Source organism: Microcystis aeruginosa NIES-4325 (assembly GCF_008974145.1).
Taxonomy (GTDB): Bacteria; Cyanobacteriota; Cyanobacteriia; order Cyanobacteriales; family Microcystaceae; genus Microcystis; species Microcystis aeruginosa_G.
The window spans coordinates 1-543 of sequence record NZ_BJKP01000115.1; the positions used below are offsets into that span (position 1 = coordinate 1).

The following is a 543-nucleotide window of genomic DNA, read 5'->3' on the forward strand; positions in this document are numbered from 1 at the left end:
ATTGACACTCCCGTCGTCAAGCTGACGCTGTGACGGGGGATTCTTGATTCATAGAAACCCGCTTTTGGGTACAAGTACCAAAGAGTCTTACAGTTTCTCCCCAAGCTTGAAATTCCGACTGTCCATCGGTATTTGTTGACAGTATCCTCATACCTTCTTGCCTTAAATTCTTGGCTGCGTTTTCATCTCTATCGTGATGAGTCTTACATTCTGGACAAATCCATTCACGAATACTGAGAGTCAACGAATCATTTTTAAATCCACAGCAAGAACAGAGTTTTGTACTCGGATAAAACCTGTCAACTTTTACAAGTTTTCCTCCCTCTCTTTCTAGCTTGTAATCCAAGAAATTAAGCAACATACCAAAACCAGAGTCATGTATTGATTTGGCTAATTTAGTCCTTGCTAACCCTTTAATATTCAGATTCTCGGCTACAACGATTTGGTTTTCATCGCATAACTTTCTGGAGAGTTTATGAAGAAAATCTTGTCTAGTATTTGCTATCTTTTCGTGAACCTTGGCTACCTCCTTAATGGCTTTTT

The 543-nt window shown here is 39.4% G+C and carries 1 protein-coding gene; it reads right to left on the reverse strand.

What is annotated here, in order from left to right; translation table 11 throughout:
- Window positions 1-16 precede the first annotated feature (16 nt).
- Window positions 17-543 (reverse strand): RNA-guided endonuclease InsQ/TnpB family protein (locus tag MiAbW_RS19235; protein WP_151697363.1); only part of this gene is annotated, 527 nt, incomplete at its 5' end.